This window comes from Ulvibacter litoralis, from assembly GCF_900102055.1.
Taxonomy (GTDB): Bacteria; Bacteroidota; Bacteroidia; order Flavobacteriales; family Flavobacteriaceae; genus Ulvibacter; species Ulvibacter litoralis.
Genome location: NZ_FNBA01000001.1, coordinates 527,256 through 553,891, shown reverse-complemented (window position 1 = coordinate 553,891; position 26,636 = coordinate 527,256). Strand labels below are relative to the sequence as shown.

At 36.9% G+C, this 26,636-nt stretch carries 27 protein-coding genes; 17 read left to right on the top strand and 10 right to left on the bottom strand.

Annotated elements, in window-relative coordinates; all coding sequences use genetic code 11:
* The first annotated feature begins 75 nt into the window (after nt 1-75).
* Nucleotides 76-1,041, top strand: a complete 966-nt coding sequence (locus BLQ00_RS02565; RefSeq protein WP_373287747.1) for a sensor histidine kinase — start codon at nt 76-78, stop codon at nt 1,039-1,041.
* Here the strand turns inward: BLQ00_RS02565 and BLQ00_RS02560 are convergent.
* On the bottom strand, nt 1,006-2,073 hold the full coding sequence (locus BLQ00_RS02560; protein ID WP_229792579.1) for a glycosyltransferase: 1,068 nt from the start codon (nt 2,071-2,073) through the stop codon (nt 1,006-1,008). The two genes, BLQ00_RS02565 and BLQ00_RS02560, sit on opposite strands and share 36 nt — an antisense overlap.
* 96 nt (nt 2,074-2,169) lie before the next feature.
* Between BLQ00_RS02560 and trmB the strand changes: the two genes are divergently transcribed.
* The 8 genes from trmB to BLQ00_RS02520 all read left to right on the top strand — a co-directional run bounded on the left by trmB (nt 2,170) and on the right by BLQ00_RS02520 (nt 8,195).
* Nucleotides 2,170-2,850, top strand: a complete 681-nt coding sequence (gene trmB, locus BLQ00_RS02555; RefSeq protein ID WP_093140081.1) for a tRNA (guanosine(46)-N7)-methyltransferase TrmB — start codon at nt 2,170-2,172, stop codon at nt 2,848-2,850.
* A gap of 35 nt (nt 2,851-2,885) precedes the next feature.
* Nucleotides 2,886-3,512, top strand: a complete 627-nt coding sequence (locus tag BLQ00_RS02550) for a lysine transporter LysE (RefSeq protein WP_093140079.1) — start codon at nt 2,886-2,888, stop codon at nt 3,510-3,512.
* The gene (locus BLQ00_RS02545; protein WP_093140076.1) at nt 3,512-3,838 is read left to right on the top strand and encodes an MGMT family protein; all 327 of its coding nucleotides are present in this window, start codon (nt 3,512-3,514) and stop codon (nt 3,836-3,838) included. Before BLQ00_RS02550 ends, BLQ00_RS02545 begins: the two co-directional genes overlap by 1 nt.
* A gap of 171 nt (nt 3,839-4,009) precedes the next feature.
* Nucleotides 4,010-5,149: an Mrp/NBP35 family ATP-binding protein gene (locus BLQ00_RS02540; protein ID WP_093140073.1), complete on the top strand. Its 1,140-nt coding sequence runs from the start codon at nt 4,010-4,012 to the stop codon at nt 5,147-5,149.
* Between the two features lies 1 nt (nt 5,150).
* The gene (locus BLQ00_RS02535; protein WP_093140070.1) at nt 5,151-5,390 is read left to right on the top strand and encodes a NifU family protein; all 240 of its coding nucleotides are present in this window, start codon (nt 5,151-5,153) and stop codon (nt 5,388-5,390) included.
* A 72-nt stretch (nt 5,391-5,462) separates the two neighbouring features.
* Nucleotides 5,463-6,515 carry an NAD(P)/FAD-dependent oxidoreductase gene (locus BLQ00_RS02530; RefSeq protein ID WP_093140067.1) on the top strand — a complete coding sequence of 351 codons (1,053 nt, stop codon included), beginning with the start codon at nt 5,463-5,465 and terminating at the stop codon, nt 6,513-6,515.
* Between the two features lie 129 nt (nt 6,516-6,644).
* Entirely contained in the window at nt 6,645-6,977 is a 333-nt protein-coding gene (locus BLQ00_RS02525; RefSeq protein ID WP_093140065.1) for a 2Fe-2S iron-sulfur cluster-binding family protein, read from the top strand.
* Between the two features lie 81 nt (nt 6,978-7,058).
* On the top strand, nt 7,059-8,195 hold the full coding sequence (locus tag BLQ00_RS02520) for a tetratricopeptide repeat protein (protein ID WP_093140062.1): 1,137 nt from the start codon (nt 7,059-7,061) through the stop codon (nt 8,193-8,195).
* Nucleotides 8,196-8,211: 16 nt separating this feature from the next.
* On the opposite strand, the gene BLQ00_RS02515 is transcribed toward BLQ00_RS02520, so the two are convergent.
* The 6 genes from BLQ00_RS02515 to BLQ00_RS02490 form a co-directional block, all read right to left on the bottom strand.
* The gene (locus tag BLQ00_RS02515; RefSeq protein ID WP_093140059.1) at nt 8,212-9,108 is read right to left on the bottom strand and encodes a metallophosphoesterase family protein; all 897 of its coding nucleotides are present in this window, start codon (nt 9,106-9,108) and stop codon (nt 8,212-8,214) included.
* A 40-nt stretch (nt 9,109-9,148) separates the two neighbouring features.
* Complete coding sequence (locus BLQ00_RS02510) at nt 9,149-9,925, bottom strand: DUF3050 domain-containing protein (protein WP_093140056.1); 777 nt, start codon at nt 9,923-9,925, stop codon at nt 9,149-9,151.
* A gap of 76 nt (nt 9,926-10,001) precedes the next feature.
* On the bottom strand, nt 10,002-11,180 hold the full coding sequence (locus BLQ00_RS02505; RefSeq protein ID WP_093140053.1) for an acyl-CoA dehydrogenase family protein: 1,179 nt from the start codon (nt 11,178-11,180) through the stop codon (nt 10,002-10,004).
* Between the two features lie 49 nt (nt 11,181-11,229).
* A complete protein-coding gene (locus BLQ00_RS02500; protein ID WP_093140050.1) occupies nt 11,230-11,943 on the bottom strand; it encodes a tRNA1(Val) (adenine(37)-N6)-methyltransferase in 714 nt (237 codons plus the stop codon).
* Complete coding sequence (gene rimM, locus BLQ00_RS02495; protein ID WP_093140047.1) at nt 11,943-12,467, bottom strand: ribosome maturation factor RimM; 525 nt, start codon at nt 12,465-12,467, stop codon at nt 11,943-11,945. Before rimM ends, BLQ00_RS02500 begins: the two co-directional genes overlap by 1 nt.
* 10 nt (nt 12,468-12,477) lie before the next feature.
* Complete coding sequence (locus BLQ00_RS02490; protein ID WP_093140044.1) at nt 12,478-13,050, bottom strand: 30S ribosomal protein S16; 573 nt, start codon at nt 13,048-13,050, stop codon at nt 12,478-12,480.
* 130 nt (nt 13,051-13,180) lie between these two features.
* Between BLQ00_RS02490 and BLQ00_RS02485 the strand changes: the two genes are divergently transcribed.
* The 3 genes from BLQ00_RS02485 (at nt 13,181) to BLQ00_RS02475 (ending at nt 18,899) form a co-directional block, all read left to right on the top strand.
* Nucleotides 13,181-13,996, top strand: coding sequence for a DUF6252 domain-containing protein (locus tag BLQ00_RS02485; protein ID WP_093140041.1), 816 nt, complete (start codon nt 13,181-13,183; stop codon nt 13,994-13,996).
* 171 nt (nt 13,997-14,167) lie between these two features.
* Complete coding sequence (gene dnaE / locus BLQ00_RS02480; RefSeq protein WP_093140038.1) at nt 14,168-18,520, top strand: DNA polymerase III subunit alpha; 4,353 nt, start codon at nt 14,168-14,170, stop codon at nt 18,518-18,520.
* 139 nt (nt 18,521-18,659) lie between these two features.
* Nucleotides 18,660-18,899, top strand: a complete 240-nt coding sequence (locus BLQ00_RS02475) for a hypothetical protein (protein WP_093140035.1) — start codon at nt 18,660-18,662, stop codon at nt 18,897-18,899.
* 118 nt (nt 18,900-19,017) lie between these two features.
* Here BLQ00_RS02475 and BLQ00_RS02470 read toward each other — a convergent pair whose 3' ends face one another.
* From BLQ00_RS02470 to BLQ00_RS02460, 3 genes are read right to left on the bottom strand one after another with little or no spacing between them, the layout of a single operon-like run.
* Nucleotides 19,018-20,391, bottom strand: a complete 1,374-nt coding sequence (locus BLQ00_RS02470) for an McrC family protein (protein WP_093140031.1) — start codon at nt 20,389-20,391, stop codon at nt 19,018-19,020.
* Entirely contained in the window at nt 20,388-21,824 is a 1,437-nt protein-coding gene (locus tag BLQ00_RS02465; RefSeq protein WP_093141876.1) for an McrB family protein, read from the bottom strand. Before BLQ00_RS02465 ends, BLQ00_RS02470 begins: the two co-directional genes overlap by 4 nt.
* Nucleotides 21,825-21,870: 46 nt before the next feature.
* Nucleotides 21,871-22,134 (bottom strand): helix-turn-helix domain-containing protein, encoded by a 264-nt coding sequence (locus BLQ00_RS02460; protein ID WP_093140028.1) that lies wholly within the window; start codon nt 22,132-22,134, stop codon nt 21,871-21,873.
* A 326-nt stretch (nt 22,135-22,460) separates the two neighbouring features.
* Between BLQ00_RS02460 and BLQ00_RS02450 the strand changes: the two genes are divergently transcribed.
* The 5 genes from BLQ00_RS02450 (at nt 22,461) to BLQ00_RS02430 (ending at nt 26,624) form a co-directional block, all read left to right on the top strand.
* Nucleotides 22,461-23,144, top strand: a complete 684-nt coding sequence (locus BLQ00_RS02450) for a DUF4919 domain-containing protein (RefSeq protein WP_093140025.1) — start codon at nt 22,461-22,463, stop codon at nt 23,142-23,144.
* Nucleotides 23,145-23,254: 110 nt separating this feature from the next.
* Nucleotides 23,255-23,851 carry a Crp/Fnr family transcriptional regulator gene (locus BLQ00_RS02445; protein WP_093140022.1) on the top strand — a complete coding sequence of 199 codons (597 nt, stop codon included), beginning with the start codon at nt 23,255-23,257 and terminating at the stop codon, nt 23,849-23,851.
* Between the two features lie 94 nt (nt 23,852-23,945).
* Entirely contained in the window at nt 23,946-24,665 is a 720-nt protein-coding gene (locus BLQ00_RS02440; protein ID WP_229792581.1) for a response regulator transcription factor, read from the top strand.
* Nucleotides 24,666-24,673: 8 nt separating this feature from the next.
* The gene (locus tag BLQ00_RS02435; protein ID WP_093140019.1) at nt 24,674-26,047 is read left to right on the top strand and encodes a HAMP domain-containing sensor histidine kinase; all 1,374 of its coding nucleotides are present in this window, start codon (nt 24,674-24,676) and stop codon (nt 26,045-26,047) included.
* 94 nt (nt 26,048-26,141) lie between these two features.
* Entirely contained in the window at nt 26,142-26,624 is a 483-nt protein-coding gene (locus tag BLQ00_RS02430) for an adenine nucleotide alpha hydrolase family protein (protein ID WP_093140016.1), read from the top strand.
* Nucleotides 26,625-26,636: the final 12 nt, after the last annotated feature.

Here is a 26,636-nt window from a genome sequence, read left to right as displayed (position 1 = left end):
GCGAGTGAATTTAGAAATACATACCGATTTGCGGCATATACATCTTCGTATATCACCCTTTTTTTAACACTCGTAATGAGTGTTTTTTTTTATGTTTCCGAAGGGCTTAATTTTTGGTTTTTAATCTCCTTCATATTTATTTGTTATATCTCTTCTTTTTTAATTATTCAGTATCGAGTAGAACGGTTTATCTACAAGCGAATTAAAAAAATATACGATGATATTACGTTACTGGAGGCGAAAGATTTCAGTAAAAAACAAATCACAACCGATATTAAAACGCTAACAAGAGATGTAGAACGATTTGCACAAGACAAAAAGCTAGAAATTGAAACCCTTAAAATTCGAGAGAATTACCGTAAAGAATTTATAGGAAATGTCTCTCACGAACTTAAAACTCCATTGTTTACAGTACAAGGGTATATTTTAACGCTTTTGGACGGAGCTTTAAAAGACAAGAAAGTTCGAAAAAAATACCTAAAAAGAGCGAATAAAGGGGTAGAGCGTCTTATCTATATCGTGAAAGATTTAGATATGATTACCCAATTGGAAGTGGGAGGATTACAATTGTATCAAGAAGATTTTAATATTGTAAAATTGGTGCAAAACGTGTTTGATTTGTTAGAGATGAAAGCCGCTAGAAAAAATATTACCCTCACGTTCGATACTGACTATAAGGAAAGCATTTTTGTAAATGCCGATAGAGAACGAATTCAGCAGGTGCTTACCAATTTGGTCGTTAATTCTATTAAATACGGAAAGCCAGACGGAACCACCGAAATTAGTATAGAACACTTAATTAAAAATAAAGTAATCGTTCGCGTTACCGATAATGGAGAAGGTATTGAGAAGAAAAATATTCAACGAATTTTTGAACGTTTTTACCGCGTAGATAAAAGTGGCTCTCGAAAAGAAGGAGGGAGTGGTTTAGGACTTGCCATTGTAAAACATATTGTTGAAGGACACAACGAAAAAATCTATGTCGAAAGTGAGATAGGCGTGGGATCAGAGTTTTCGTTCACGCTCGAAAAGTCCAAATAATTCTTTAAAATTAGTTTCCATACCAAAGGCTGTTAGTCCCTTGTAAAGAGGGATTTTATGTAGCTTTTCTAAAGTGAATTTATCTTGTTTACAACTCGGGACAATTCCTAATGATTTAAGACGTTTTGCTAAATATTTTTGTTCATACTGACCTGGAGTTGGTATAAAAAACGCTTTTTTCTCCAAGGCGGCTAAGTCTAAAAGCGTGGTGTATCCAGAACGAGAAATAACAATTTCACTTTGGTTAATCGCTTCTTCTAACTGCTCCGTTTGCATGAAATTAGTGATACTAATTCCGTCTAAAACATAGGATTTTTGATTCATACTAACCAAGCCCTGAACCAATAACACACTTTTGTCGGTTCCTTTAAATGCTTCGAGTAGCTTCTCTTCCAATAAGGTTCGTTGAGGTTCTGGACCCGACAATACCGCTAAAATATCATACTTTTTAGGTGCTTCTTTTTTCTGAAGCCTACTCAATGCGCCAATATACTTAATAGGGAAATCTGCATTTTTAATATGTCCGAGCTTTCCACTTAAATTAATAGGAGCTTCCACGTCTGGCACCCAACACTCATCAAATTTTTTGATAATCTTTTGATGCATTTTACTGGTAACGTAGGTTGTGTTTCCGGTAAGCACATTCAATTGATGTGTAACAAAAACGGAAGGCACATTTTTGTTAAAAACACCCAGTCTGTTATCGCTAATAATTCCGTCAATTTTTCCTTCAGCAACTAGGGTTTTAATTAATTTTTTTTCTGAAATAATTGTTTTCTGAATATGTGGAAGCTTCTGAAGTAACTTCCATTTAAAGTTTTTACCTTTTTTGGGGTACACGATATTATACGGTGGAAGCGCTATAGAAGGTAACTGCGGAAATTCTTTCTGAAGCAATAACAATGCAGCTCCATCTGAAGCCAATAAAACATTGAAATTATTTTTTAGAAGTTCCTGTACAATCGGAATGCAACGTGTTGCGTGGCCAAGCCCCCAGTGTAATGGAGCTACCAATATGGTTTTTTTGCTCAATTTTTTCTTCTATGTGTTAACACTTTATGATAAAACAAAAGTACGAATAATACAAGGCACATAATATTTCCTTAGTTTTACCAAAAAATTAAGTTTGTGGGAAGTAAAAACAAATTAAAGCGCTTTAAAGAGAATGAAACATTTAAAAATGTAATTCAGCCAACGCGCGAAGAAGCCGAAAACGACACCTTGCAGTTAAAAGGAAATTGGGGTAAAAATTTCTTTAAAAACGACAACCCCATTGTGTTAGAGTTAGGATGTGGAAAAGGAGAGTATTCGGTAAATCTTGCCAAAGCACATCCTGAAAAAAACTTTCTTGGAATCGACATCAAAGGCGCACGTTTCTGGCGTGGTGCTAAAACGGCGCTAGAAGAAGGGATGGACAATGTTGGTTTTATGCGAACGCAAATAGAACTTATCGATTTGCTTTTTGCTGAAAATGAAGTGTCCGAAATCTGGATTACATTTCCAGATCCGCAAATTAAATACAAGCGCACCAAACACAGGCTAACCAACAAAGAATTTCTTGATAAATACAAGAAAGTGTTGCAAAAAGATGGTATTGTACATTTAAAAACGGATAGCGAATTTATGCACGGTTACACGCTAGGTTTGTTGCACGGTTTGGAAGAAACGATTGAATATGCACATCATGATGTGTATGGAAATGACCATTCTCCAGCAGATGTAATAGGAATCCAAACTTTTTATGAAAGTCAGTATTTAGAAGTGAATAAAAAAATTACCTATATAAAATTTAAGTTTCGTCACGCGTAAAAAATGGTTATATTCACAATACAAACAAACCCTAAATGTCTATACTTTTAAACTTTATTGTTGGTTTTTTTGCGGCATTTTTGGGTGTGGTTCCTCCAGGACTGCTAAATATGTCGGCTGCTAAAATTAGCATGAAAGAAGGCAGAAAAGCAGCAGTTCTATTTTCATTTGGTGTTTGTGCAACCGTAATTATTCAGACATTAGTCGCATTGTTGTTGGCCAAATACTTAGATCAGCATCACGAAGTCGTCGATTTGCTACAAAAAATCGCACTCGGAATTTTTATCTGTATTACCATCTACTTTTTTTTTATTGCGAAAGATACTCGGCGAGAAATTCCTGAAAAAGAAGGGTATTCTAAAACCAATCGGTTTTTCTACGGAATGCTTTTAGGAATTTTAAACCTACTGCCATTTCCGTATTGGGTATATGTAAGTATCACGTTTTCTGGCTTTGGATGGTTTAAATTTGCATTGCCCGAATTATGGGCAGCTGTAATCGCTTCTGGCTTCGGAACGTTTGCTATGTTGCTACTGTATATTCAGTTTTTTAAACGTAAAAAAGACAGTGTAAAGCTGAAGGTGAATATGAACTACGTTATTGGTATTATTACAGGAGCTATTACAATTATTACATTCTTAAAAGTGATTAAAGAGGTATAATGGCAACTTCTGAAGGTTTTTTCGATAAAGTTTATGAAGTTGCACGATTAATCCCGTTTGGCAGGGTAACGTCTTACGGAGCCATTGCAAAGTATTTGGGAGCGGCAGGAAGCGCCCGAATGGTAGGTTGGGCAATGAACGCCTCTAGTGCTAAAAATGTACCTGCACACCGAGTGGTAAACCGAATCGGATTGTTAAGCGGAAAACATCATTTTGAAGGAACCAACCTGATGCAGCAACTGTTGGAAAGTGAAGGTGTAGCGGTAGTAGAAAATAAAGTTCAAAATTTTGACACCCTTTTTTGGGATCCGATGAAGGAGTTGTAGCGGTTTCTTTTTTTGCAATACGAAGTCTTCTTTTTTTCTGAAAATCAATAATTATGCACCTCTCACATAATTGCTTATTATACTATAAATCATTTCAATGGTTGGGCTTCCTTTTCCGAAGATTTACCGTTATATTTGCACTTTAGAATCAATCTAAATATTATACGATTTATGAAGATTACGAAGCAAGATATTCTAAGCGCTTTAGAAACAATTACAGTAGCTGGCGAAGGAAAGAATATGGTAGAAAGCGGGCAAGTACAAAATGTTGTTACGTTTGCCGATGAGGTTATTGTTGATTTAAAACTAAGTACTCCAGCCTTACATATTAAGAAAAGAGCAGAAGCTGATGTTATAAAAGTAATTCAGGAAAAGGTATTTGCAGATGCAAAAGTAGTTGTTAACATTACTGTTGAAGCACCTCCAGCAAAGCAAAACCCAAATCTTATAAAAGGAAAACCAATTCCGGGAATCCAAAATATCGTTGCCGTTGCTTCGGGTAAAGGAGGTGTAGGGAAATCTACAGTGACAGCAAACTTGGCGGTAACGCTTTCAAAAATGGGTTTTAAAGTGGGAATTTTAGATGCCGATATTTACGGACCTTCCATTCCAATTATGTTCGATGTGGCATTAGAAAAGCCATTGTCTATCAATGTTGATGGAAAAAGCAAAATGAAACCCATCGAAAATTACGGAGTAAAAGTATTGTCTATTGGGTTCTTTACGCAACCCGATCAAGCGGTAATTTGGAGAGGGCCAATGGCAGCCAAAGCATTAAATCAATTAATTTTTGATGCTGCTTGGGGCGAGCTAGATTTTATGCTTATCGATTTACCTCCAGGAACAGGAGATATCCATTTAAGTATAATGCAATCGTTGCCAATTACAGGAGCAGTGGTTGTGAGTACACCACAAACCGTTGCGTTGGCAGATGCTCGTAAAGGAGTTGCTATGTTTCAACAAGAAAACATCGATGTTCCTGTGTTAGGAATTATCGAGAATATGGCGTACTTCACACCAGAAGAATTGCCAGAAAATAAATATTATATCTTTGGAAAAGAAGGAGCAAAAAACCTTTCTGAAGATTTACAAGTGCCATTTTTAGGAGAGATTCCATTGGTGCAAAGTATTCGAGAAGCTGGAGATGCAGGACGTCCTGCAGCAATGCAAACTGCTACAGCTATTGAAACCGCTTTTGAAACTATCACTAAAAATGTAGTCGCCGAAACGGTGCGAAGAAACGAATCTTTACCACCTACTGAAGCAATAAAAATAACTACAATGGCAGGTTGTAGCTCCGTAAAAAAATAATATGACAACACAAGAACTAACAACAAAGGTGGAAGCAGCTCTAGATGAGATTCGACCTTTTTTACAAAGTGATGGCGGTGATATTTCACTTGTATCGATAGACGATGGTAAAATTGTGAAGGTACAATTGGAAGGTGCATGCGTGGGTTGCTCCGTAAATCAGATGACACTTAAAAGTGGGGTAGAAATGACAATTAAAAAACATGCGCCTCAAATTGAAGAGGTGATTAATGTAGCGTAAACGTGATAATTATCACTTTTTAAATAGTTGGATAGTTTTACTTTTGAATAAAATATTACAAGGTCGTTTTACATGATAGAAACAGACATACTTATAATTGGCGCAGGGCCAACAGGTCTTTTTACCGTTTTTGAAGCAGGATTATTAAAATTAAAGTGCCATTTAATAGATGCATTGCCACAGCCTGGCGGACAATGCTCGGAGATATATCCCAAAAAACCTATTTACGATATTCCAGCCTTTCCTGAAGTTCTTGCAGGAGATTTGGTAGACAATTTGATGAAGCAGATTGAGCCTTTTCAACCAGGATTTACCTTAGGCGAACGTGCTGAGACTATCGACAAATTAGATGATGGTACGTTTATCGTAACCACTTCTAAAGGAACAAAACACCACGCTCCTGTAGTTGCTATTGCAGGAGGTTTAGGGAGTTTTGAACCTAGAAAACCACCTATTTCAGGCATCGATGCTTACGAAGACAAAGGCGTTAGCTATATGATTCGTGATCCGGAAGTGTATCGCAATAAAAATGTGGTTATTTCTGGTGGAGGTGACTCTGCGTTGGATTGGAGCATTTTTCTAACCGATATTGCTGAAAGTGTCACGTTAATTCACAGAAGAAACGAATTTAGAGGTGCGTTAGATAGTGTTGAAAAAGTTCAGGAATTAAAAAATCTTGGAAAAATAAATTTAGTGACACCTGCTGAAGTAGTAGGATTGGTAGGAGAAGATAAAGTTGAAGGAGTTGTAATTAAAAAAGAAGCTGAAGAGTTTACATTGGCATGCGATGCTTTTATTCCGTTGTTTGGTTTGGCGCCTAAATTAGGGCCGATTGCCGATTGGGGATTAGAAATTGAAAAAAATGCCATTAAAGTAGATAATAGCTTAGATTATCAAACCAATATTCCGGGTATTTATGCCATTGGGGATGTAAATACGTATCCAGGGAAATTAAAACTGATACTTTGTGGGTTTCACGAAGCAACCTTGATGTGTCAGAGCGCTTTTCAGCGTATTTATCCAGATAAGCGATATGTGATGAAATACACAACCGTTGGTGGTGTAGAGGGCTTTGATGGAACTAAAAAAGAAGCTCCGAAGGCAGTTGTAAAAGCAATCGATTAATGTGCGTTAGGGATTGAACGGTGTGTTTGAGCTTTAAAAATGGTTTTCTGAAAAAGCATTTTTGAAGCGAGTAGTGAAAGCCCGCCCCTCTGTAGCGGTAGCGAAAGAGGAAACGCCCAAAATAGTAGTATGGAACAAGATATAAACATTACCATTGTAGATCGTGACGGTGTGACACATGAAGTGCTTGCGCCTACCGATATGAACATGAATTTAATGGAGGTGGTACGATCGTACGAGTTGGCTCCTGAGGGTACCATCGGAATTTGTGGCGGAATGGCAATGTGTGCATCTTGCCAGTGTTATGTTGAAAGTGATACTGAATTGCCTGAAATGGGCGATGATGAAGAAGCTATGCTAGCGGAAGCATTTCATGTAAAAGAGAACAGTAGATTGGGATGCCAAATCCACATTCATCCTGAACTGAAAGGTTTGAAAGTAACGTTGGCTCCTGAAAGTTAATATTGCTTGTCTTGAAGCAAAGTTACTGGATAATCCTCCTTTTTTAAAAAACACTATATTTGGTTTTCTCAAAGTAGTTGCATGCTTTTTAAATTTAAAGGTTTATTCTTATTAATACTTCTATTTGCTGTACCAGCTATTGGGCAACAGAGAGCCATTGATAGCCTCACATTTTTACTTCAAAAGGAAACCAATCCAGAACGTACTATTGAATTATTGGGTACTATCGGCGAGCGCTATTTTGACAGTCAGATTTACCATGACAGTGCTTTTTATTATACAGAAAAAGCGTATTCTCTAGCCAAAGAGCATGATAATGAAGACGAAGAAGGAAGAGCTTTGTTTAATTTGGGTCTGATTTATACCTCTTTGGGGAATTTTGAAATGGCACTTCAAAAATACAAGGCAACGAGAGATATTGTACTAAAATTAGGAGATAGCAGAAACTTAAGTGTAATTTATAGCAACATTGGAGGTCTTTATTTGGATATGAAAGATTTTCCAAATGCAAAAGACAATTACGAGAGGGCTATTGAAATTTCGTTGCGAGAAAATGATTCTATCGGACTCGCAATAGATTATATCAATTTAGGAGAAACCTCTTTTTTAAATGGGGAGATTGAAACTTCTCGATCGTATCTAGAACGGTCACTAGAATTGTTAGAGTTGTTAGAGATGGATTTTGCTTCTGTGCATCTAAATTATGGGCGCGTTTTTTTAGCGCTTCAGAATCAAGAGGAAGCAAAAAAAGAAGCTTTATTGTCTTTAAAATTAGCCAAAGAAGACGACAACCTTAAAGCAGTATCTGAAGCTTCAGAACTTTTATATACTCTTTATAAACAGGAAGAAAATTATGAAGAAGCGTTAACATATTATAAGGAACACGCTGTGTTACGAGATAGCTTGCGTACTGCCAAAGAGCTGAGTAAAGTTGAAATATTAGAACTTAATTCGGAGCTTTCAAAAAATCGAGAAAAGCTAGCCTTAGCCTCTCAAAAAACAACACTTACAAATTTTATTTATATTTTAGTTGCCATTGGGGCAGTGCTCATAACGGTATTGCTATTCCGTCAATTAAAAATCATTAGAATTTCAAAAGAGATGCAAGCTGTTCAAGAAAAATTACTTAAAGAAGAATTGGAACACAGAAAGGTTGCGAAAAGCAACCGAAATGCAACTAGTTTCGACGCAACATTGGCACAAGATAGGGAGCTGTAAGGAGTGTGCAGTAAGGCTATTCTGTTTTATAATCTATTAGCTTCTGCGGCCCTTCTAGCAATACTCGAATCACTTTAAGAGTTCCGTCTTTGGTGGTTGCTATTTGCCACTTTATTAACGAGATTTCTCCATTTTCTATCTCTAAACCTGTAATACTTCTTGGGTGTACACAGCTTCCATCGTTAAAAAAAGCAATGTCTCCTGGCTCTGGAAAACGAGGGCGATGCGTGTGTCCAATGACCGTGAAAATATTTTTGTTTGCAGCAATCCATTTTTTGGTGCGTCGTTCTACTTTTATAAGCTCTTTATAGTTTTTAGCGGGACTGGTTGGATCTCCTATTCCAAAAATTTGCAATTGTCGCCATACGGCTCGTACCATAAAGCGATTAAATTTCCAACCGCGATAGTTCATCCAATCGGCTTGATGCCCATGCAAGAAAAAGAGTTCTTGGCCCGTGGTTTCATGGTTTAAAACCAAGCCTTCAGGAAATGAAATACCTGGAAATAACGGAACGTCTTTGGCAGTCACTTTATCAAAATAGCTGTGTAAATTTTTTTCTACAAAACGCTTGTTTCGATAGACCATATCATGATTCCCAACCAAACGATGTAACCTTCCTTCCACAAAAAAAAGACGCATTAAATCGTACACGTTTTTATGCGCTTCAAATATTGATTTAAACTCTATGTTTTCCCAGAGCTCGTCGCCATCTCCTATTTCGCAATAGGTGTGCCCTTCATTGTAGTAATGCTGAAGGGCGTGAAAATAGATATTTCTGTTGTTGGCAAAATCGTCTGCAAAACTATTGTCACCCCGATGACAATCGCTAAAAATCACGAATTTCGAATCGTCGTTAAATGAGATTCGTCGTGCCGTATCGTAGGCACGACTGATTCTGGTTTGAGAGGACATACCTTTTTCTTTTGTTTAAAGATACACTATGGGATTGCAGCTATGCAAGTTTAGGGTTCAATATTTCTGAAAGGATGCCTTCCCAAAGGGCTTCTCTTGCTTCTAGGGAAGCAACGGTAACTTGTTCTACTTCGCGCCATTTTTTTCCGTCGTTTCCGCAAAGCTGTGTAACCATTTGCAGGGCCATCGGACCATGTTCGTCTTCGTCCAGTTCAATATGACGGTCAAAGTAATACTTAAAATCTGTAAGGTCATGTTTTGGAAAGTTTTGCTGAATCTTTTCAATGATAGATGAGAACATTTGCGGAATTAAATCTTCTCTTCCGAAGGTGAAAGCAGCCGCTATTTTGTGCATTTTTCCTTCTGAAATAGTTTCAAAAGTAAAACGTAAAAAGGTTTTAACAGCTGCGGGAATAGGATGTGTATCTATCAGCTTTAAAATATCTTTTTCAGTTTCCGAAGCTTTTAAAAATGAAAGAATATTACTTGTTTCTGCATTCGATTTTTTCATCGCGTTAAGGTACATTTCAAAATGACTTTCGCGTTCTCCATGTCTATTGATGTCGGTTTCTTCAGCTAAAACAATTTCGTTAATTAGATAGCGCGTTTCTGGATTTCCAACAGGTTTCCAAGGTAAGGTGGTACACGTTAATCCATTTTGAAGTGCTTTCAGTAACGACATAAAATCCCAAACGGCAAAAACATGATACTCCATAAAGAGTTTTAAGTGTTCTGGCGTTTTTATTTCACTATATAACGGGTGATTTATTAGAGTGTTTCGGTAGGGTGTAATGCGTTTGTTTAGTTCAGAAATCATAGTTTTTTATCACAAAAATAAATAGGCTTCACTAAGAAGTGAAGCCTTTAAGATAAGTTTAATAATAGGGGTGCTATTATTTAAACGCGTTTAAACCTGTTACGTCCATACCTGTAATTAACAAGTGAATGTCGTGTGTTCCTTCGTACGTGATTACACTTTCAAGGTTCATAGAGTGACGCATAATACTGTATTCGCCAGTAATACCCATACCGCCTAACATTTGTCTTGCTTCACGAGCAATGTTTATCGCCATGTCTACATTGTTGCGTTTCGCCATCGAGATTTGAGCAGAAGTTGCTCTGTCTTCGTTGCGTAATACACCCAAACGCCACGTTAATAATTGTGCTTTGGTAATTTCGGTAATCATTTCGGCCAGTTTCTTTTGTTGCAATTGAAATTGTCCGATTGGTTTTCCAAATTGAATTCTTTCTTTCGAATAACGCAAGGCTGTATCGTAGCAATCCATTGCTGCTCCAATAGCGCCCCAAGCAATTCCAAAACGTGCAGAATCTAGACAGCCAAGTGGCGCACCCAAACCAGATTTGTTCGGTAATAAGTTTTCTTTCGGCACTTTTACATTGTCAAAAATAAGCTCTCCCGTTGAAGACGCTCGTAGTGACCATTTGTTATGTGTTTCTGGCGTACTAAATCCTTCCATACCGCGTTCAACGATTAATCCGTGAATACGTCCTTCTTCATTTTTAGCCCACACCACTGCCACTTGTGCAAAAGGAGCGTTGCTAATCCACATTTTGGCTCCGTTTAAAAGATAGTGGTCGCCCATATCTTTAAAGTTGGTAACCATTCCACCAGGATTACTTCCGTGGTCAGGTTCGGTTAAACCGAAACATCCCATCCATTCACCAGAAGCTAATTTTGGTAAGTATTTTTTACGTTGATCTTCGTTTCCGTATTTCCAGATTGGATACATTACTAGTGACGATTGTACCGATGCAGTACTACGTACACCGCTATCACCACGTTCTATCTCTTGCATGATAAGACCGTATGAAATTTGGTCTAAACCAGCACCACCGTATTCTTCAGGAATATAAGGTCCGAAAGCACCAATGTTTGCTAATCCGTTAATAATTTGTGTTGGAAATTCCGCTTTTTGAGCGTAGTCTTCTATAATAGGAGATACGTCACGCTTTACCCATTCACGGGCAGCATCACGTACAAGTTTATGTTCGTCTGTAAGTAAGTCGTCAAGATTGTAATAATCAGGAGCTTCAAATAAATCAGGTTTCATCAGTTTCGATTTTAGTACTACAAATGTAAAAAATCACCTGTTTAAAGACCTACATTTTTAAATAAAAATCCTTTACTAAATTTTTGTAGTCTTCTGTGTATTCGTGCCTTGAGATTTCGAGAGTAAGCGACTCTAATTTCGGACTGGTTTTTTGAAAGGTAAACGTTATCATACTTCTTTTTTCTTCGGAAGTAGGGGTGCCTTTAACCCTACAAATTCGCTTCGGAAATAATCCCGCTTCCGCAGCCATAGAAATAAAATTTTCTTCTTCTTTCTTCGGAAGGATGAGTGCAAACGTACCTGCTTCAGAAAGTAATTGATGTACACATCCAATAAGATGTTCAAAAGGAAGCGCATCGGTAAATCGAGCGGTATCTCTTGCTTTGTCGTCTGTTTTGTAGTCTTCAGAATAAAACGGCGGATTCGAAACAATCAAATCATACGATTCTTCAATTTCCATTGCAAACTCTTGTGCAGAGGCGTGGTAGCAAAACAATCGATCGGCCCAAGGTGAGTTTTCAAAATTATCGGTGCATTGCTCGTAGGCATCGGTATCAATTTCGACGGCGTCAATTTGGTCGCAATAACTTCGTTGCGCTAACTGTAAAGCGATAATTCCAGTTCCTGTACCCAGGTCTAATATAGAGTTCGGATTGTTCTCAATAGACGTCCAAGCACCTAGTAGAACGCCATCGGTACCAATTTTCATGGCACAGCGATCTTGAGCAATGGTAAACTCTTTAAATTGAAAAGGAAGTGACATTATAGGTAGAGTTCGATCAAGCCATCAGGAACATCCATAAGAATGTTGTTTTTGTCTCGATCTACATTTTTAATAAATAAATCGTTTATCGGAATCAAGATTTGTGTTCCATCACGATCTATTTCAAACAAGGCTTGCGAAGTGGTGTCGTTTACTCCTGTTATTGTTCCTACCATTCCGAAGGAAACATCTTCTACGGTAAACCCGATAATTTCGTGGTAGTAAAATTTATTTCCGGTCAGTTTCGGTAAAAAAGTTAGCGGAACGTATAATTCGGTTCCTAATAAAGCATCTGCAGCGGCTTCGGTGTCAACATCTTCAAATTTAATTCGAAGCAATTGCGATTTGTGCAGGGAACTTTTTACAATAAAAAATGGAACCAAGTTTTTGTGTTGTTCCACAAAAACTGATTCCATTTTAGTAAAAAGTTCGGGTTCGTCTGTATCTAATTTTACGAGAATTTCCCCTTTAAAGCTATATTTTTTAACGACTTTGCCTAAGTAGAAACAGTTCTCCTTTTGCATCGTCTAAAAATTATTCTTTAGTTTCTTCTTTTGCTTCAGCAGCAGCTTGGTCTAATGCAGTCCCTTCAGCAGCAGGAGCTTCTTCAGTTGCTTCAACAGCTTCTTCAGTTACTTCTTCTACAGCAGGAGCAGCAGCAGCGGCAGCATCTGCAGCACGCTTCTCATTAATTGCTTTTTCAGCAGCTAATGCTTCAGCTTTTACTTTGTCTTTGGCGTCAGAAAGTTTAGAACGTTTGTTGTCAACCGTTTTTGCTTTTTCTTCTACCCAAGCATTGAATTTTTCTTCAGCTTGTTCTTCGGTTAATGCACCTTTACGAACACCACCAACTAAATGGTTTTTCATTAAAGCACCTTTGTAAGAAAGAATTGCTCTAGCTGTGTCTGTTGGTTGCGCCCCGTTTTGAAGCCATTTAACTGCACCATCAACATCAAGTTCAATTTGTGCTGGGTTTACAGTTGGGTTGTAGATACCTAATTTGTCTAAGTATTTACCATCTCTTTTTGAACGTGCATCTGCTGCTACGATCCAGTAAAAAGGTTTCCCTTTTTTACCATGTCTTTGTAATCTAATTTTTACAGGCATAGAATTAATTTTTGAGGTTCTCGACCTCGATTATAATTTAGCCTGCAAAGATATTATATTTTTTTATTGAAATTCAATAGATTGCACTTTTTATTTTACATTTGCACTTTATATCAAATAATTAGCCCCCATGAAACATTTGCTATTATTTTTTTTATTCGCCATCGTATTTTCAAGCTGTGAAAATACTGAAACAAATGATCCTGCATTACAAGCTCAATTAGACGGGTCTTTTTTTAAGGCTATAGACGCCCGCGTTTCAGAGAATGAGGATGGTACGTATTTAATACAAGGTGTTACTCAGCGTGAAACGCTTACCATAAAAGTGAGTAGTATTGGAGTTCGGTCGTATGGGCTGGGCGGAAGTAGTGCTAATTACGCTTCTTTTGAAAGAGCAAGCGGTGATACTTATTTTACCAATCCTTACGGAAGTGGTACTGTTGTAATTAGTAACTATGATGAAACTGCAGGAAATATTTCTGGAACTTTTGATTTTACAGCAGTCATAGAAGGTGTGGATACATTGGTGGCACAAAGAGGAATCTTTTTTGAAGCACCTGTAAAAAGATATGAAGAACCTGTTATCGATCCGGAAGACCCTGCGGCTAATGCGGGTACATTTTTAGCACATATTGATGACAATCCTTTCAATCCAGTAACTGTTACAGCAATCGAAACAGTCGATTCAATTGTGATCACCGGAGGAACAACAAATAGATCAATTTTAATAAAATTACCATTAGATATTGAAACAGGAAGTGTTGTGTTGCCAGAAGAGGGTATTACTATTTCCTATCGTGATGGAACGGGGTCTGAAGATGCGCTTTCAGGGAATTTAATTGTTTTTTCACACGACACCGCTAGAAATCGTATCAAAGGCACATTTTATATACAAACAGCTAATAGTACCATTACATTGGGACAATTTAATGTGATTTATCAATAAAACATTCCTGCCAAAAAAATGCCTCAAAGTTTCTAATTTTGAGGCATTTTTTTTGTTCATAAAAGAATAGATCTGTTCGTGTTTTAACTTTAATTTCTAGTCTGTTTTTTTTATTTTTACTCCAAGCCTATTAATAGGTCTTGTAGAATTTTTTCTAGCTAATCCCGTTGTATGTTTTTAATTTTTGATACTGAAACCACCGGACTTCCCCGGAATTGGAATGCACCCTTAACCGATAGTGACAACTGGCCTCGTTGTATTCAGATTGCTTGGCAGTTGCACGACGCGATGGGGAATGTGATAGAGCATGAAGATTATTTAGTGCAGCCGGACGGATTTAATATTCCGTTTGATGCAGAGAAAATTCACGGAATTTCAACCGAATTAGCACAACAACAAGGAATCTCCCTTCAGGAAGTTGTTGAAAAGTTTAATACAGCACTTTCTAAATCTAAATTTATTGTCGGTCAGAATGTAGGATTCGACCTTAATATCATGGGTGCCGAATACCATCGATTGGGTATCGAAAATCCATTGCTAGATTTTCCAGTATTAGACACCTGTACCGAAACAACCGCGCAATTATGTCAGTTGCCAGGAGGACGCGGTGGAAAATTTAAGCTTCCAACCCTAACAGAACTACACGAATTTCTATTTAAAGTGCCTTTTTCTGAAGCGCATAATGCTACTGCCGATGTAGAAGCAACAACACGTTGTTTTTTAGAATTGGTGCGTCGTCAGATTTATACTGCGGAAGAATTAGACGTTGCGCCCGATTATTTTAAGAATTTTTCAGAAGCAAATCCGAAAGAGATTGAATTAATCGGACTGAAGCATATCAACCTTAAAAAAGCTTCCGATAAAATACGAAAAGAGCTTGAGGCCAGTGTTGAAACAGTTACCATTTCTTCCGAAGAAATAGAAGAAAACTTAGCGACCCTTCAAGAAGTTAAATTTTCTCATTTACACAACCATTCGCAATATTCCATCTTACAATCTACCATAAGTACGCAAGATTTAGTGAATGCTGCTGTGGAAAATGAAATGCCTGCCGTTGCCATTACCGATAGCGGAAACATGATGGGTGCCTTTCATTTTGTGAAAGCGGTAAATTCGTACAATGCAGGATTGGCTGAAGAAGATAAAGACAAAGCACTAAAAGGAATTGTAGGGTGTGAGTTTTTTGTTTGTGAAGACCACCTTAATAAATCACAAAAAGATAACGGCTATCAAATTGTATTGTTGGCCAAAAATAAAAAGGGATACCACAACCTCGCTAAAATGGCTTCGATCGCCTATACCGATGGTTTTTATTATGTGCCTCGAATAGACCGAGAGGTTATAAAAAAGTACAAAGAAGATATTATTGTGCTTTCTGGTGGAATGTATGGGGAAGTATCGAGTAAGGTTTTAAATGTTGGTGAAAATCAGGCAGAAGAAGCTTTGCTGTGGTGGAAAGAAACCTTTGGCGATGATTTCTATTTGGAAATATTACGTCACAATCAAGAAGATGAAGACCGAGTAAATACTGTACTTGTTGATTTTGCGGCAAAGCACCAAGTAAAATTAGTGGCGTGTAACAACACCTATTACGTTGCTAAAGAGAATGCGAATGCACACGATATTTTATTGTGCGTAAAAGACGGAGAAAAGCAAGCAACACCTATTGGTCGCGGACGTGGGTATCGCTACGGATTGCCAAATCAAGAATATTATTTCAAGTCGCAAGAAGAAATGAAGGCTTTGTTTAAAGACCTTCCGGAAGCAATTAGTTCTATTTCTGAAATAGTTGATAAAATAGAATCCTATAGTCTTGCGCGCGATGTCTTACTTCCAAAATTCGACATTCCTGAAGAGTTCCTAAATCCTGAAGACAAACTCGACGGAGGGAAACGAGGAGAGAACGCATTTTTAAAACACTTAACTTTTTTAGGCGCTAAAAAACGCTACGGCGAACTAACACCTGAAATTGTAGAACGTCTCGACTTTGAGTTAGATGTAATTGAAAAAACAGGATATCCTGGATACTTCTTGATTACGGAAGATTTTATTCGTGAAGCCCGAAAAATGGATGTATCGGTTGGGCCCGGTCGTGGTTCGGCAGCAGGAAGTGTGGTTGCCTATTGTTTGTGGATTACCAATATCGATCCTATTAAGTACGATCTGCTTTTTGAGCGTTTCTTGAATCCGGATCGTGTGAGTATGCCCGATATTGATATTGATTTTGACGATGAAGGTCGAAGTCGTGTCATGGATTATGTAATTGAAAAATATGGAGCCAATCAGGTAGCGCAAATTATTACCTACGGAACCATGGCAGCAAAATCGTCTATTCGCGATACCGCACGTGTGTTAGATTTACCGTTAGGAGACGCCGATCGTATTTCGAAGTTGATTCCGAATATGACGAAGCTGAACAAGATTTTCGGAATGAGCGAACAAGAACTTCGGAAGAAATTTCGAAGCGACGAACTTCCAAAAGTCAACGAGCTTTTAAACCTCGCAGAAGGAAGCGATTTAGAAGCTGAAACCATTAATCAAGCAAAAATTTTAGAAGGCTCGGTTCGAAATACCGGAATTCACGCCTGTGGGGTGATTATTACGCCGAGCGATATTACCGATTTCGTTCCCGTTGCCACGGCAAAAGACAGTGATTTGTACGTAACCCAGTTTGATAACTCGGTAGTAGAAAGTGCTGGCTTGCTGAAAATGGACTTCTTGGGATTGAAAACCTTGACGCTTATCAAGGACACCGTGAAACTTGTAAAGCACAAACACGATATATTATTAGATCCAGATAACTTTCCGTTAGATGATGAGAAAACATACGAGCTCTTCCAGCGTGGTGAAACTGTAGGGATTTTCCAATATGAATCTGCCGGAATGCAGAAGTACATGAAGGAACTAAAACCAACCGTATTTGCCGATTTAATTGCGATGAACGCTTTGTATCGTCCCGGTCCGTTGGAATATATTCCGAGTTTTATTCGACGTAAAAACGGGGAAGAGGAAATTGAATATGACCTTCCAGCGATGGAAGAATACCTAAAAGAAACCTACGGAATTACCGTATACCAAGAGCAAGTGATGCTCCTGTCGCAAAGCCTCGCCGGATTTACAAAAGGGGAAGCCGATGTACTTCGTAAGGCGATGGGTAAAAAGCAAAAAGCAGTATTGGATAAAATGAAACCTCAATTTATCGAGCAAGCCGCTGCAAAAGGACACGATGCCGAAAAACTAGAGAAAATTTGGAAAGATTGGGAAGCCTTCGCAAGTTACGCCTTTAACAAGTCGCACTCTACCTGTTACGCGTGGATTGCTTACCAAACGGCCTACTTAAAAGCACATTATCCTGCCGAATATATGGCGGCGGTGCTTTCCAATAATATGAGTGATATTAAACAGATAACCTTTTTTATGGACGAGTGTAAGCGAATGGGCTTACCCGTTTTAGGACCCGATGTAAACGAATCCTTTTTTAAGTTTACGGTAAATGATGAAGGTGCAGTTCGCTTCGGAATGGGAGCGATAAAAGGAGTGGGAGGAAATGCTGTGGCTACCATCGTAGAAAACCGAAAAGATGGAAAATACAAGTCTATTTTCGATTTGTCGAAACGAATCGATTTGCGTGCAGCCAATAAAAAAGCATTCGAAAATCTTGCCTTGGCCGGAGGATTTGATGGTTTCGATACGCACAGAGCGCAGTATTTACACGACGATGGCGATGGGGTGATGTTTTTAGAAAAAGTATTGCGATACGCCAATAAATACCAAGAAACTGAAAACTCATCGCAAGTAAGTTTGTTTGGCGATGCGAGTGAAGTTCAAATTCCGGAACCTGAAGTGCCTCCGTGTGAAGAGTGGGGAACCATGAAAAAGCTAAAACTCGAAAAAGAAGTGGTAGGCGTTTATATTTCTGGGCATCCCTTAGACGATTTTAAAACCGAAGTATCGTATTTCTGTAATTGCAAGGTATCCGATTTTAATAATTTAGAAAAGTTTGTGAATCGAGAGCTTACCTTTGGAGGAGTGGTGGCAGATGTGCAACACCGCGAATCGAAAGCGGGGAAAGGCTGGGCGATTTTTACAGTAGAAGATTACGACGATAGTTTTGAATTCAAAATATTTGGCGAAGAATACTTAAAGCTCCGCCATTTCTTAGTGCCCAACTCCTTTATCTACGGACGTGTGTTTGTGAAAGAAGGCTGGACAAACCGTGATACCGGTAAAAAAGGCGAACCTAGACTGCAATACAACAGCATGCAATTACTGCACGATGTCATGGAAACACAGGCGCGTAAGCTCACCATTCAAATGCCGGTTGAAGACATACAAGAAGACCGAATTTCCTTGCTAAAAGAACTGTTTGAAGCCCATAAAGGTGAAAAACACTTGCATTTTGTGATTTACGAAGTGGAAAACAAAGTGAAACTAAGCATGCCGAGCAGAAAGCAGAAAGTAAATATCACCCAAGAATTGTTAGACGAGCTAGAAAGAAAACAAGTAAGTTACCGATTGAATTAGTTGGTTTTGGGCGTTCCCCAACGTCGCTAGCTTCGTTGAGGCGGGCTTTCACTACTCGCTTTAATAAATGGTTTTCTAAAAACCATTTATTAAAGCTTAAACACGCCGTTCAATCCCTAACGCGGAAAAATTAAATTAAATGAAAATTCAAGAAATAATAGAAAAATTAGATTCCGAAAATAAATATATTGGTTTCCAGCTTCTTAAAAAAAATGGGTTCATAAATACCACTTGGCTTTTGTATAAAAAGGAAATGGCATATTATTTTTTTGACATAAACCAAAAAATAGAATTTATTGATGCTTATAAATATTCAAAACCTGAAGCTTTAATTGAGTTTGAAAACTCAAATTTTGAAATTGAACTTTCTATAAATTAATAAGAAATAGGATTCTTCTATTTCTTATTACTCTCTCCAATAGTTAACAATTCTAATGTTTATAATACGGGCGAAATTCTCGAATACGGAATGCTTCGCCAATTAACTATACTGTGTATTAATCGGTTGTTGCTTTTCTTTCAATTTCGATAAGTTTATTTGTCAATAGTCGCATTGCTTCCGCAATGGAATCCTTTTTCAAGGGTACTCCCAAAATCAATATTGTATTTGTCACTTTATTTATTCCGTTTTTATATTCAATGCTTTTAATTTCTATTTGATTCGAAGGATAACAAAGAAATCCATATTTTAAATCAGATTTACTGAAAGAAGAGTAGGCCATTATTTGATGCAAATCGTGTCTGTGGACTTCTTTCAGAGTTTCGCTTTGGTCAAACTTGTTGTATAGGTTTGATTTGTACTTGGCGTCTATAAAAACCAAGAAATTTTCTTTCTTAAAGATAGCGTCTGGCTCAATATGCTTTAGTTCCCAAGAATAGTGCTTTGATGTTTTAGAATGGAATTTGAAGTTGGAATAAAGCCTTCCACCAGTTTCTTTTGCCGCTTCTCTAAAGATATGTTGTATAAACTTTTCAAATACATCAGAGAAGTCAACACGCCAAGCTGTACTGTCAACAAGGTTAAAATTTAAAATTTTATTTGCCTGCTCCTTACATTTTTTAACTACAGGACTTTCTGATAACCCAATAATTAATTTATTTGTTGTTTTTGGCTTATGGTGATATAAACGCTCTTCAAGAAAGTTTAATTTATTTCTAAGAGTATTTTTAATTCTTTGTGGTGTATTAGCTGAAAGGAGTTCACTTTTACAAATGTCGAATACATATCTAATCTCAGCATATTCGGTGTGAAACTCGCTTAATACGTTGGCTCTAACGGGAAACTTTAAACGATTTTCGATTTTATATTCTGAATTGATATATTTCGTCCAGTTTACTTGTCCAGTTGGTTGATTTAAAATTTTTTCAACGTTGTCAAACTTACACCAAGGTTTCATTGTCAACTTTTCAAGAGACGATATAAATTTTACAGCTTCTAAATATAACGGTGGTCTAAAATTTTTACCCGATGCTAGAGGCAAACTGTCACTGAATTCTGGACTAATTTCTGTTCCAAGTAAGTCTAAAATTTCAATATAATCCTCAAATCTATCAGGTCCGGTAAATCTGGGCATTACCACAAAATCACCGATTTGCTTTCCGGTATCAGATGCTCTTAATGGAATAGAGCCAATGAACCCTGATGTATGAAAGGCTAATGCCGTACTTTGGTCTGAACCAATTATATAAGGTTGAACCCCCAAGAATTTAAATTGTTCTGAATTGTAGTCAATAAATTTTTGTAGGTATTGTCCAATGACTCTTTTGTCTGCCGATTTGAACCATTTTTTCTGTAACGCAAGTCCACCTAACTGTCTTGATTGTTCAGTTAAACAAGGTATTTCACAAAATACATCTAATGATTTTGTCATTCAAAGAGAGATAAGTTTATTCTTGTAGAGAAATAATTATTGAACTCTTCTTTAGCATTTCGTAAAAGCCCTTCTTGCAAATATTCTTTAATCAAAGGAAAGATTTCGTAACGGATTCTATTCAGCATTTCCGTTTCATTTTTAGCAATGAAGTACCCTTCACCTGGCTGAAGGTTTAATTCAGTACTTGAAGCATACCAATTAAAAATTTCTTCGATAACAGCAAAGTCTTCTTTAAAGAAAAACTCTTCATTAGGTACCTTATTAACAGAGACATTCTCAAGTTTTTTATTTTGGCCATTAATGATTTTTGGAGTCATGGGATACCAAGCAAATCTTCTTCTCAAGGCAAAATCTACAACAGCCAAACTTCTGTCGGCTGAATTCATAGTAGCAATCACGAAAAAATTGTTAGGTAGTTTCTTTACTTTGAAATTAGGCGAAATTTCAATTTCTACGTTTGAGACATCCATCTTATGTTCGAATAAGTAAAAAATTGGTCCTAAAACATTTGAAAGGTTAGCTCTATTTATTTCGTCGATGATTAAAACGACTTTTTTTGAGCTATGCTCAACGGCATGCTTCAATGCTTCCGAGAAACTACCTAAATAACCTCTATATCGAAGTTTTTCGTTTGCGGTGTCAGGTCTTAATCCAAAAATGAAGTCGGAATAACTAGTTTCTGCGTGAAATTGGGTAAAAAATGTCATTGCATTAATATTGTCTGCAACCCCTTTTGCTGTTCTCGTCTTTCCCGTTCCTGGAGGACCTTGAAGAACAATATATTTTCGCTCCATTAATAGGCTCTCAACTTCTTCTGCTTTATCATTAATTTCTGTTTTAAGAAAAGGTTCTAGTGCTACAGTAACTGCTTTTCGATGGTCTTTGTTAGTAGGCCAGTCTCTAAGCTTTGCATAACCTGCTACGAACGCTGCAATAACTTCTTTTCCTTCTTCGCTTTCCGGGTCATTAACGATTTGACAAGTAGGTAAAACTTTGGTGTAAGTTTTAATAGTGTTTTTTATATGCTGTAAGCTTGGGTTTCCAGTGATTGATTTAGGTAAGCTAGTTTCTATATCTGAAAAATCCGTTTTACAAAAGCCTCTTTCGTTTGTTAAATTAGAAAACAATCGTCTTAATCCAGGGTAGGTTGCAAGTTCATAGTCATTTTTAAAACCACTAGAACCAATTCCGAGGCAAACAAGCCATGGTTTATTCTGATCATTAGGGAATATTGTTAAAGAAAAGTCATGAAATGGACCAGATACTTCTTCTTCTGGGTGAATAAAGCCAAAATAAGCACCATTGTCTTTAAGTGGTTCTTGTCCTGTGTTATTCCTTTCAACATAAGACTTATTGAATTCGCTGTCCATCTTAGCACCGAATTCTTCTGCTTTTTCTTTTATAAATTGTCTAATATTTTCTATACTCATATTCTTTTTTTTAAGTGCCATTTTAAAATGCTTGACTATTGAAAACTTAATCTTCAGTTTTTAATTTATACTTTTTAAGTAATTCTTTTGCGTTATCAAATTTTAATAGTTCGTCAAGTGTTAAATTGAAGGCTTTAGAAAAAATAGCCATATTAGTAAGTGAAATATTTCTTTCACCTCTTTCTATCATTCCTATATAAGTTCTGTGAAATCCTGTTTTATAAGAAAGTTGTTCTTGACTCAAGTTTTCTTGAGTTCTTAATTCCCGAATTCTGTTACCAAATTCTTGTAAAAGAAATTTATTAATCATTTATTAAAACTATACTTATTGTATGCTTTAGTCAACATACAATGTGTATCATAATTAATATTAAATTTTCTTATTTTTATAAATTATGCTCATACTCAGTCAAAAAAATCATAGGAAGAAAAGCCAATATTTTAAGACAAATCTATTTTCCCAAAAAAACAGAAAACAGAATAAGTCACGTTAGGCCACATACAAGAAATGCTGATGATACTTATAAATTACCTCTTACGGATAAGTTAACAGGAGTAAAGGAATATACTAAACATTGTTTTTGGCTAAATGCGAGTTACATAAGAGACGAAATTTATTTAAAATAACACCACCACATGAAACATCTACTACTAGTGTCATTTTTAGTTGTCAGTTTTTTGGGATATGCTCAAAATTGGGAGTTTGAAAAACCCGACTACAGCGTTATTAAGAAAAACATAGAAAATAAAAATTCGGGGCTATTTTATGAAACCTTGATGGGGCGCTTTGTGGAAGCAGATACAACCTTAACGTTGGAGGAAAAAAGGCATTTGTATTATGGTTATTCCTTTAACGAGAACTATTCGCCCTATTCTCGCTCAAAATTGAATGATACGCTACGTGTTATCATGCAAAAAGAAACACTGAGCCCTGACGATTTAACGAATGTACTTCAGTTTTCAGAAACCATTTTAAAAACAAATCCATTTGATTTACGGTCTTATAACCGTCAGTTATATGTGTATGAGCAATTAAGGGATCGAGAGAATTACGATAAAACAATTCGCCGCCGTGATATGATTGTGGATGCATTAATAAGTTCAGGTGATGGGACTTCTAAGGAAGATTCGTTTTATGTGATTTACACGGCGCATGAATATGATTTGATACAAATTGTCGGTCTTGATTTTGGAGGCATGCAACAGTTAATTGAACATTACGATTACTTAACCGTTGCTGAGAATGATGCAGGGTTGGAAGGGTTGTATTTTGACGTGAGTCCTTGTTTAAATTCAATGTCAGCTAAACTTAAAAAATAAACTTCCAAGCCCTAGCCCTGATTGCAGTGGAAATCCTTTTTAGGAAGCATGACTAAAAAGATTGGAGCGGAAAGCAGGAAATAGCTTCAAAAAACAACTAATACAGCACAATGCCTATTAAAAATATCACATCCTATCTCGTGGAAAACGGCGGTCTCACTCTTACTGAGGTTGCTGCCTTGGAGCCTTTTTTGAAAGCGGGAAGTTTTAAAAAGGGGGAGCGGTTGTTGAAAGAAGGTGACATTTGTCGCGATACGATTTTTGTGGAAAAAGGCTTGTTACGAACCTATACGCTCGATGAAGCGGGGAAGGAGCACATTGTTCAGTTTGCACCCGAAAATTGGTTTACAGGCGATCGCGGGAGTATTTATTTTAACGATCCTGCCTATTTTAGTATTGAAGCCATTGAAGATACCGAAGCGGTGTTTGTAAATGACGATTTTATCAACAAGGCTTCAGAAATGAGTGAAACCTTTCGGCAGTTTAATAAAAAACTGTTGCACAATCACATTCGGCAGTTGCAAAAACGCATTAATTTGTTGCTAAGCGCTTCGGCAGAAAAAAGATACCTCACGTTTATTACCCAATATCCAGATTTGTTGCTTCGTGTTCCGCAATGGATGATTGCTTCGTATTTGGGAATGACGCCCGAAAGCTTAAGTCGGGTGCGCAAAGAATTGGCGGCCAAAAATTTTAAGCCGTATTAATCTAATTGTGTCATGTTTTAAGTTTTTTAAATATTGAAATTCTAATGCAATTCTAACGTGGTGCTAAAATGTATTTTTTAGTAAATAGGTATCTTTGTGTGTTTCCCATATTTTAAAGCCTACTACTATCGTAAAACAAATATTAGTCATAGAAGATGAACCCAATGTGGCGGCATTTATAAGCCAAGGACTGCAAGAATCAGGGTATAAGGTATTTGTGGCATACGATGGTGCAAACGGCTTGGAGTTACTGAAGCAAAAAGAAATAGATTTGGTAGTGCTCGACATTATATTGCCAGGAATGGATGGAAGAGAGGTTGCCAAAAAAATACGAAATTTGGGCTATGCTACACTTCCCATCATCATGCTTACCGCTTTAGGAACAACCGAGAATATTGTAAAGGGACTGGATGCAGGTGCAGACGATTACCTGCTGAAACCTTTTAAGTTTAAGGAATTGTTAGCTAGAATTAGAGCTCGTACCCGAACGATTGGGGTTCCTGTAAATGAAGAACAACTATTGACATTGGCCGATTTAGAATTGGATGGGGATGCAAAACAAGTGAAGCGTGCTGGGAGTGAAGTAAAATTAACCTCTACCGAATTTCGATTGCTGGAATATTTATTAAAAAACAGGAATAAGGTGTTAAGTAGAATGGATATTTTGGAGAATGTGTGGGATATCAATTTTAATCTAGGGACCAATGTTGTCGATGTGTATGTGAACTATTTAAGAAATAAAATAGATAAGCAGTACGATAACAAGCTAATTCACACCGTTATTGGTATGGGGTATGTATTGAAAGAAGAATAAGCTATTCTATGCAATTACGGACAAAAATTACATCTATTTTCGTTGTTTTAACGAGCTTGTTTTTAACAGGTATTTTTATCTTTATTTATTATTTTTCGAAAGAATATACCGAACGAGAATTTTATTTACGGTTAAGTCAGAGAGCTACTATTGCCGCACAAGCGTATTTGGATGAAGGTGATTTGAATGTTGATATTTATGAAGATATAAGGCTTCGTCACTTACAAACTTTGCCCAACGAAAAGGAAGTTATCTACCCTGTAGATGCGAAGCGAAAAAAGCCTTTGGTGGCTTTAGATACTACTTTGCCTGAACGTTTTTATAAAAAAATATTTACAAAAAAATATGCCGAACTAAAGCAAGATCAGTATTACTATACAGGATTGTTGTATCATGATGATAAAGGAGATTTTATAGTGGTGCTTTCAGCTACAGATTTGTACGGATTTGGAAAGCTAGACAACCTGCGAAACATCCTCATCGCAGCCTTTTTTGTGAGTATTATTTTTATATTCTTTTTAGGGCATTATTTCGCGAAGCAAGCCTTAAGTCCGATTTTAAGAATTATAGAAGAGGTGAACTCAATACGTGCTGAAAACCTATCACTTCGGTTGGACACGACTCATGGAAAGGATGAGTTGGCAGATTTATCACGCACGTTTAACAATATGCTAGATCGATTGCAAATCTCGTTCGACTTGCAGAGTAATTTTATTAATAATGCATCGCATGAACTTCGGAATCCTTTAACAGCTATTTTAGGTCAGACCGAAATTGCGCTCAATAAAGAACGAAGTGTAGAAGATTATCTTTCAACACTGAAAAACATCGAATTAGAGGCGGCGAGACTCGATTTTTTAGTAAACGGACTTCTGAAGCTTGCGAAAACAGACTTTGACTCTAAGGGGTTGGTGATTGAAGCTTTACGGATTGATGAATTGGTATTGGATATCAAGAAGAACCTCGATGTGTCTATTCCTGATAATAAAATTATTTTAGATTTTGAAGGACTGCCTGAAAATGAAAATTGCATTACCCTTTTAGGAAGTGAGTCACTTCTGAATGTTGCGTTGAGTAATATCTTGGAAAATGGCTGTAAGTTTTCAGAAGAGAAAAAAGTAACCTTAAAAATTGTATCAGATTCCGATCATATTTTACTCACTATAAAAGATGAGGGAGTGGGAATTCCTGAAGACGAATTGAAAAATATTTTTGAACCATTTTTCAGAGCTTCTAATGTAAGAGGGATTGAAGGTTTTGGTTTTGGACTTCCTTTGGCGTATCGAATCATAAAAATGCATTCTGGAGAAATTCGAGTTTACTCCCAAGAAAATAGGGGTACAATAGTTAAAATTAAGTTAAAAAACAAAAAGCACCTCTAATTTTAGAGGGGTATTAGCATTCTAATCTCATTTTAATTTCATTCTTATTCTGTTTTAACTTTTGCCAATTAAGTTTGGTTAAAAGTTAAAAACTATGAAAAAGATACTAATTCCTACAGATTTTACCGTTGAGTCTTTACAGCTTGTCGAGTATGCTATTTTAAATTTTCCAAATACCAAATTAGAAATTATTCTCATTGCGGGTTATAAGTTACCAGACACTCGTTGGGAGGTTACCCACTTTAAAGCAAAAGAGCAATTTCGCAAACAGTTAAGCAATGAATTTATAGCGTATGAACGTCGCTTAATTCTTGAGCACGAAAACCATATTGAGGCTATTTCTTTTGAGTTATTTACAGGAATCAACTCTTATTCTTTCCAGAATTTTTTGAAGCAATTAGATGTAGAAGATGCTGTTGTTCCGAAAGGGGCCTTCTCTCATAGTCCAAATCATAAATGGTTTGATACCACAAAGTATTTAAAAAAGTGTGTCAATAACGTTGTTGAAGTTTCTTTGGATGTAACTGATGAAGAACCACAGCGAAAGTTTTCTCTTGTAAGCCTTTTCAATTCATAAAATTTTAAAATA